General features: G+C 69.4%; 8 protein-coding genes. 5 read left to right on the forward strand and 3 right to left on the reverse strand.

Features of this window, described 5'->3' with window-relative positions; all coding sequences use genetic code 11:
* A partial coding sequence (locus I6A60_RS43830) for a WD40 repeat domain-containing protein (RefSeq protein ID WP_374113492.1) occupies nt 1–353 on the reverse strand: 353 nt, incomplete at its 3' end.
* A 46-nt stretch (nt 354–399) separates the two neighbouring features.
* Nucleotides 400–1,221 (reverse strand): TIR domain-containing protein, encoded by an 822-nt coding sequence (locus I6A60_RS42440; RefSeq protein WP_307874081.1) that lies wholly within the window; start codon nt 1,219–1,221, stop codon nt 400–402.
* 466 nt (nt 1,222–1,687) lie between these two features.
* On the opposite strand from I6A60_RS42440, the gene I6A60_RS38205 reads away from it, so the two are divergent.
* The 3 genes from I6A60_RS38205 (at nt 1,688) to I6A60_RS42445 (ending at nt 4,323) form a co-directional block, all read left to right on the forward strand.
* Nucleotides 1,688–2,095 (forward strand): recombinase family protein, encoded by a 408-nt coding sequence (locus I6A60_RS38205; protein ID WP_203024782.1) that lies wholly within the window; start codon nt 1,688–1,690, stop codon nt 2,093–2,095.
* Nucleotides 2,092–2,550 (forward strand): hypothetical protein, encoded by a 459-nt coding sequence (locus tag I6A60_RS38210; protein ID WP_203024783.1) that lies wholly within the window; start codon nt 2,092–2,094, stop codon nt 2,548–2,550. The genes I6A60_RS38205 and I6A60_RS38210 overlap by 4 nt, the downstream gene beginning before the upstream one ends.
* Nucleotides 2,551–3,471: 921 nt before the next feature.
* Complete coding sequence (locus I6A60_RS42445; RefSeq protein ID WP_307874082.1) at nt 3,472–4,323, forward strand: effector-associated domain EAD1-containing protein; 852 nt, start codon at nt 3,472–3,474, stop codon at nt 4,321–4,323.
* Between the two features lie 74 nt (nt 4,324–4,397).
* On the opposite strand, the gene I6A60_RS38215 is transcribed toward I6A60_RS42445, so the two are convergent.
* Complete coding sequence (locus I6A60_RS38215) at nt 4,398–5,786, reverse strand: hypothetical protein (RefSeq protein WP_203012061.1); 1,389 nt, start codon at nt 5,784–5,786, stop codon at nt 4,398–4,400.
* A 352-nt stretch (nt 5,787–6,138) separates the two neighbouring features.
* On the opposite strand from I6A60_RS38215, the gene I6A60_RS38220 reads away from it, so the two are divergent.
* Together I6A60_RS38220 and I6A60_RS38225 are read left to right on the forward strand one after the other, a co-directional pair.
* Nucleotides 6,139–6,615, forward strand: coding sequence for a hypothetical protein (locus tag I6A60_RS38220; RefSeq protein ID WP_203012062.1), 477 nt, complete (start codon nt 6,139–6,141; stop codon nt 6,613–6,615).
* Nucleotides 6,612–7,169 carry a hypothetical protein gene (locus I6A60_RS38225; RefSeq protein ID WP_203012063.1) on the forward strand — a complete coding sequence of 186 codons (558 nt, stop codon included), beginning with the start codon at nt 6,612–6,614 and terminating at the stop codon, nt 7,167–7,169. The genes I6A60_RS38220 and I6A60_RS38225 overlap by 4 nt, the downstream gene beginning before the upstream one ends.
* Nucleotides 7,170–7,563: the final 394 nt, after the last annotated feature.

Genomic DNA, 7,563 nt, shown 5'->3' on the forward strand with positions numbered 1-7,563 from the left:
TCGGTGACGTCCCACAGCCGCGCGGTCTGATCAGCGCTGCCGGTGGCGAGGGTGTGACCGTTCGCCGTGAACGCCACTGACGCCACGGTGCTGGTGTGGCTGGTAAGCGGTTGGCGGAATGGTCGGGGCCACGTGGGGTCGGTGACGTCCCACAGCCGCGCGGTCTGATCAGCGCTGCCGGTGGCGAGGGTGTGACCGTTCGCCGTGAACGCCACCGACATCACGGCGCTGGTGTGGCCGGTAAGCGGTTGGCCGATCTGTTCAGGTCGGGTGGGGTCGGTGACGTCCCACAGCCGCACGGTCCGGTCACCGCTGCCGGTGGCGAGGGTGTGACCGTTCGCCGTGAACGCCACCGACACCACCTCGCTGGTGTGGCCGGTGAGGGGTTGGCCGATCTGTTCAGGTCGGGTCGGGTCGGGTCGGGTCGGTGACGTCCCACAGCCGCGCGGTCTTGTCACTGCTGCCGGTGGCGAGGATGTGCCCGTCGGTCGTGAACGCCACCGACCACACGCCGGAGGTGTGGCCGGTGAGGGGTTGGCGGAACGGTCGGGGTCGGGTCGGGTCGGTGACGTCCCACAGCCGCACGGTCTTGTCATCGCTGCCGGTGGCGAGAGTGCGCCCATCCGCAGTGAACGCCACCGACTTCACCCTTTCTATATGGCCTGTGAGAGCAGCGCCGATCGGTCTGGGATTGGCGGGTGCTGGCGGCGGAAAGTGGGGCTCCTGGACCGGCGGGGCGTCTCGCACGGGTACTGGGAACTCGGGGGCGGTCGTGGGTTTGGCCCGGCCGGTGACGGTCCCGCTGATCTGGTCCAGCAGGTGTCGGTGGGCATCATGCGGGGTGCGGCCGTAAAGGTCGATGGACACAACCGCGCCGAGCAGACCCGGGCGGGGGCAGTCCTCTACCCGGATGGGAAGGAGCTTGCGCGCGAAGCCGGTGGGGTCGGCGGCCTGGGCGGCCTGCCACTCCTGGCGGCCGTAGACCGACGTCAGGTAGGCAGCCGACAGGATCGCGATCGTCCGTTCCGCGTGTCGCACCCCCTCATCCATCCTGAACTGCCAGTTCGACCCGGCGACGAAATCCCACGCCTGGATCAGGACGCGGTGCCCGGCGTCTTCCAACTGCCAGGCCACCCACTCCGCCCACGCCCGGTCCACCGAGGTGTAGGAGACGAAGAAGTCCCAGCCCTCCGCCTCCGGCGCAACCCCCGAAACGACCACACCACCGATCTTCCCACCACGCACGGATCACGCCATCCGCGCCGTCGGTCTGGTCCGGCCCGGGCTGGCGGCGTAGTCCTGGTGGGCGTTTGCGCTCGGATGGTGGCCGGCGGTTCGGGGTCTGGGTGGCGCGCATCTCGTGGTGCGGCGCCGGGCCGGTCTGCGGAATCCCGCTGCCCTTGTTTCGTGAGCGGGCCGCATTCTCATCCAATGATCGTTCAGATTGATATCGGGATATGGCCTTGGTTTTGATGTTGTCCACGGCGTTCCTGGGGGCCTTTGCGGCGATTTCCGTGGATCTTCACGGCCAATAGCCGGGTCCGGTGTTCCGCGAATCGGCTGCATTTCCTGGGCCGGTGGTTTAGAATGGTAGCAGTTCGACAATTGAATAGGCGGCCCGGGGTGGTGTTGGCGCACCAATCCCCGGGCCTTGATCCCAACCTTGCACGAACAAGGAGTGGAACCCATGGCGATTATTGCAGGTGGGGTGCGGGCTGTGTCCTTCACCCGTCACGGGGTTGGTGCGGCGCGGTTGGCGGTGCAGCGGGAGGTGTTCCGGGCTGCGTGCGCGGAGCGTGGCTGGGTGGCCGGTGGTGAGGTTTCCCAGATCGGTGCGGGTGGCGGTGAGGGTCGGGCGTGGGATGTGGTGCGGCGGCTGGTCCGGTCGCGTCGGTATGACGTGGTCGTGGTCGACGCGTTGGACACGATCGGCGCCACGGCGCGGGACATTGCCCGGGAGCTGGTGCTGCTGCGGCACGCGGGGGTGCGGCTGGTGGTCGCGGAGTTCGGCTGGGACACGGCGGTGGTGGGCTCGTTCGGCCCGGGGTTCGGCCAGTTCGGGGCGTCGGTGGCGCTGGCGGGGGCGGCGGCGTGAGCGACCGGGAGTTGGTCCGGGCTGTTCTGCTGCCGGACAACGGCTACGCCGTGGACGTGGAATTTGGCGCGACTCCTGGTGAGATCGCCACGGTCGTGGCGACGCTCCCGCCTGCGTCGTTCGTCAGTCACCTGCCGGTGGGCCGTCAGGGTGTGGCGTTGCTGTTCCGCCGGTTCCCGAAGGGTGTGCCTGACCCTGAGGCGGTGGCGGCCGGCGCGGAGATGGTGACGCTGCCGGGCGATGCGCCGGGGGGCTGGGTGCCGGACGTGTCCGGGCTGCCGGATCGGGGGATCGGTCCCTACCAGGCTGCGGCGGGGCTGTTGCTGACCGCGACGGATGACCCGGGGGCCTGCGCTCGGATCTTCGATCTGCTGCGGCGGGAGGAACCGGAAACGGTCGTCGCGCTGGCAAGCGTGGTGCGCCCTCGGGGCTGCCGCTGCGCGAACCCCTTCTAACCCGCCACAGGACCGGCTCGGTTCGGCCCAACGGTCAACGGCCGGCAGTCTCTCCCCCGTGGGACTGCCGGCCGTTGCCGTGTCCGGCTCCTGGTGGCCGGTAAAGCACTGCGCCGCGCGACGTGGGACTCTCCCTCGGCGCGCGGCGTTTCTTGCCTCTGGGCGCGACTGGCGGCCGGCTACGGGTCCGCTGCGCCCGTGTGAACCCACTGGGAGCGGCTGTCTTCGGCCCTCCCATTTTTTCGTCCCATCCCCCATGGGTGCCGAACTTAGCGGAATGGTGTCGGTGTCAAGGGTCGCCCGTAGGGTGATCGGCTTGCCGACGCCGTAGGCGCCCTTGATACCGGCGGCATTCCGTTAGACCATTGGCGCCGCCGGGGAATGGGCATCCCACAGATACCCGCCGTGCGACGCCGCGCTGGTCCATCCTCGCCGTGCGACGTCGACTCTCTGGCTGCGCCTGGTGCAGGCCGCTACGGGCGGTCTCGCGTGGACGTCCGGCGGATCGGATCGCGGGGTGCGCTGACGGAATCCGCGCGGTGGCCTTCCTCGTCTGTGGCGACGGGCCGACGCTCCGACACGCGCGGGCGGGTGGCAGCCCGACACGCGCGGGGGTGCCGGGCGCCCCGGCGCCCGGCGGGGCCCCCGTGCGTGGCGGGATGACGGGACCTGCCCGTGCGTGTCGCGTGCGGCGGCACGGCGCGGCGGCCGAAGGCCGCCCTTGAAACAGCACAGAAAGTTGGCGACGATCTTCGGTCCGTTCGGTCTGCTCGGTCCGTTCGCGGCTACGCTTGCCTTATCCATCGCGTGGTCTGGGCGGCTGGCGCCGAGTGTGCGACATGATCTGATCGGTGTGGCGGGCGACGGTGGTCGGTACGGCTCGTGCTGCGGGGGTGGCATGTGGGCAGGGGTCTGTCGTCGGTGGAGGTTGCAGCATTCGCCGACTCGTTTGCGGATGCGGATGCGGCTAGGCAGGTATTGAGAGCGGCTGGCCTGGCGGCAGGCCGGCATCCCTCATGGGGTGTGCGGGATGCGCTCGGGTTCTGGTCCGCAGTGTCATCACTGCTGGCGGATGGTGTGCTACCGGATGGTCGGGACCGGCTGCTGGCTGCGGCACGGGAGTGCTTCCCGAACAATGGAGTGTTTGTCGGTGGTGATGCGACGCCTGTAAGCGTCTCGGGAACCCTTGTTGCGGGCGAAGACGCGCGGGCCCGATCCGATAGCAGAGGCGGTCGCTCGTCAATCATCCTCGCTGCCGCATTCGGAGCATCTGGTGCGGTGTCCGCTGCAATTGTGGGCGTTATCTGGCTCGGCGGTGCCGAACACAAGGCGGCCGTTACGCCAACAGCAAGTGCTACCGCTTCGACGCGTCCAGCGGCGGCCTCTGAAGGGGGCGCGACGGCGCCTGTTGTGACGATCATCTCTGCCGATTTCAGACCCTCTACGACTGGCGACGGGAAGATTGTTGTATCGGGTGAATGCGCGCAGCTCCCGCAGTCGGTCTTTCGGATAGCGGTCCAGGTGGAGGCGGACGTTGAAACTCGTCCGGTTGCACGGCCATTCCTATCGCCGGTCGTGTTCCCGGACGCCTCGGGCAAGTGGGTGGCAACAATTGAGATCGGCGACTACGACAAGAACCTGGAGATACACGCAATCGCCGAGATCTCTAGGCGTATACTCGGTGGCGTTGCATCACGTTCAGTGTCAGGTCCTGTCGAAGTGTCGGCGCCTCGGCCAGAGACTTCCTCCACGTCGCCTCCCGGCTCCAAATAGGCAAGCGTGGCAGTTTAGGCGTCAGGCAGTCTTTGGTTATCGGTCACGCACGAAAAGGGCCGAGTTCTCGCGCGTCAGACGCTGGTTTCCGGAGACGGCAGCCGGGGGTTGGGTAGGCGGTCGGTGAGGTCGCGGGTGGTGGGGAGTCTGGCCCAGTCGGGGTTGCTGGTGAGCCGGTGGGTGATCGCGGCGGCGCGGTCGGTCGTGGCGCCGTGGTTGTTGCCTTCGGCAGCGGTGAGCGCGTCGCGGATGGCTAGGGCAGCTTGCTCGGGTTCGGGATGGCTGCGGTGGAGGAATGCGCGGGCGAGTGCCAGCTGGGTTCCGGCGATCTGGACGTGTCGGCCGGTGCCTTCGAGGAGGGCGAGTGAGGCTCGGGCGTGCTGTTCGGCCTGGTCGCCTCGTCCGAGGTAGCTGAGTGTGACGGCGCTGAAGGCTTCGTAGTGTTCTTCGTTGCCGGGTTCTATGCCCGGTCGTGGCGGCCCGGTCCAGATGTTGTCGCGCATGGTGTCCAGGGCGGTGAGGGCGCCGTCTGTATCGCCGGTCTGGGCGAGTGACCGCGCGAGCGAGCTGGCGAGCTGGGCGACCACGTAGGGATGCGCGCCGCGCTGGGCTCGGCGGGAGATGGTCGCGGCGGTGGAGAATTCACCGGCGAAGAACGCGACCGCGGCCCGCATTGCGTCGACTGATCCGGAGAGCAGGGTGTCGCCGGCGGAGTCGGCGTGCTGGGCGGCGAGGACGAAAAAGGTTAGCGCCGTGCGGTCGTCGCCCATGCTGAACGCGAGCCGTCCTCTGTAGAAGGCATATTGGCCGGCGACGAGTTCGAGGTCTTGGCGGACTCTGCTGGTTTTGCAGGCGCCGAGGAGGATTTCGGCGTCTTCCCAGCCTCGTTCGACGGGTTCGATCAGGGTGGCGTGGGGGGTGACGGCGTAGATCCTGGTCAGCTGGTGGATGCCGCGTTGGAGTTCGGCGAGGGTGAGTGGGTCGTCGCCGGAGGTGGCGAGGGCGCGTGAGATGCGGGCGGCGCGGTCTGCGGGGCCGAGGGTGGCGCCGGTGGCGGCCAGGAGGGCTCCGGCGCTGAGAAGGTCGCGGCGGTGCGTGCGGATCACCTCCTCGTCCGGACCGGCGGCGAAGCGTCCATCGTCACCCGGCGGGCAGGGATCAGTCACGCTGTCTCGGGTCGTGAGGGCCGTGTCACGGTCCGGCGGCGCACCCGGCGGCCTGAGCAGCATCCGGGCATCGGTGCCGAACATGGCTTCCAAGACGCGACGGGATGCGGGGAGCGGTCGGGCGCATTTGCCGGTGACCCATCGTTTGGCCTGGCTGAGGCTGATGGCGTGATCGCGGTCGCCCGGTAGGGAGCGTCGGGCGGTGTGGTTGAACCGCTCGGTGAACTCCTCGACGGTCCAGTGGCGTTCCTGGATGCGGCGGGCGAGCAGGGTGCGTTGCGCGGGCGCCACGGGCACGGGTGGCCCTCCTCGGGCAGGGACAGATCGGGTCAGAACCCATGATCCGACCGGCGCATCTCGCTATCACTGTCCCGGCACAAGGTGACACCAAACAGCCGGAAGGCGCCTCGAAGAAGGCACTATCCACGGCCTTGACACGGCTCAGGATGGCCGGTTTCGGCTCGCTTCCGGCGGGTGCCAGTGCGTCGATACGCGCGGCCGACAGTCTCCGTTCGCGGCTACTTTCCGAATCTTCTCGGTAGCGAATCGTTGCCGGAGTCGGTTCCGGTCGGGCTGGCGTCGACCCCCGGCCGGAGCCGGCCTGACATCGCCCGTGCGAACCGGGCGCTCGGCACGGCGGGGAGGTCCGGTGACGACGGCAGTGATCGAATGGAGTGGGGGCGTCGGTGCGGTGGTGGTGCCGGTGCTGGCGCCGCTGGGGCGTGACGGATTGGCGCTGACAAGACCGTTCGGGTCGGACCCGCGCGGGGCGGGGTCGGCGGGGGTGGCGTACATACCTCGGCCGCTGCTGGTGCGGTGGGCGCTGGAGATCGTGGCGACGTGTCCGGAGGTGGGCCCGGTCGCGGTCTGGCCGCACGGGGTGGCGGTCGAACAGACCGCGTTGGCGCTCGCGGTCGGCGGCCTGCTCGCGGCGGCCCGGCCGGTCGGCTCGGTGGCGCCTGTCGTGTGCGCGGCGCGTCCACCCATACGCCGCTCGCGCCCTACGGCGAGCTATGAGGTGCGGGCCGAGGTGGAAGGTCGGCGGGTGGATTTGGCGGTGTGGGAGGTGTTCCCGTTCGCGCGTCCGACCGCAGTCACGGGGCTGCCGGTAGGTAGGGCGGCGTGACGGCCACGATGCTACGCGGGTGCGACAACCCGGCGGACGGCTCGGCGGACGGGGGCCTGGTGGTGACGATGGCCGCTGAGGGTGGCGGCGAAACCGCCGTATCGGTGCCCCGCCTGACGGTGGATGTTCCGGTGAGGCGGGCCGGGGTCGTGTACCGCGACCGCGACCGCGACTGGGCGCGGGCCCTCGGGGCGACGGACGACGGGGTGCTGTTCCTGCCGATGGCGTGGTCGCATCGGTGGCGGGTCGCCCGGGAGATGGCGCGGTCGCCGGTGGCGATCTCGGCGGTGATCTGCCCGCCCGGGGCGTGGCCGGTACAGGTCGCGCCCGCGTTGGCGGTCGCGGACACGCTGCGCGCCGGACGCGGGGACCGGCGGGCAGTGGTGACATCCACGGCCCGGCCAATCCCGCAACGCCAACAGCTCGCTATCCCCCATGAGGTCGCCGTGACCAGCCGGGGCCGTGTCCAGGTCCGGGCCGTGTGGGAGATCACCGCGTGGTGGAACGCAGCCGACTGGTTGGCGGGCCTCTCGACGCGGCCGGTCGCGGCGTGAACAAGCAGGCAGCGCGCCTGGTGCTGCCTCGGTCGGGAGGTACGACCGGTTCGCGCTGACCTTCGGACCGCGCCTCAGTGTTCGTCGGGCGGGGGCATAGACACCGGCGTCTGTGCCACCGGTTTTGTGTGTTGGGCTGTATCGGCGGGTCTGGTCCGCGGTCGTCGCTGCACTTGGACCCGATCTCTACACGGAGCCGCCCGATGACGTATGCGTCGCGTGTGCTCGGCGGCGGCCGGCCCTCGTCGGCGTGCGGGCCGGTGTCCGCTTCCGGGCACTGATAATCGTGAGACACGGTGTGGTCTTGTCGGGTAATGTGGGTGTTGGCCGACTGGCGGAAGCCATAAACAAACCCAAAATTTGCCCTGACACCGGTCCGGGTGTTCACCATGGT

This window comes from Frankia sp. AgB1.9, assembly GCF_016786355.1.
Lineage (GTDB): Bacteria > Actinomycetota > Actinomycetes > Frankiales > Frankiaceae > Pseudofrankia.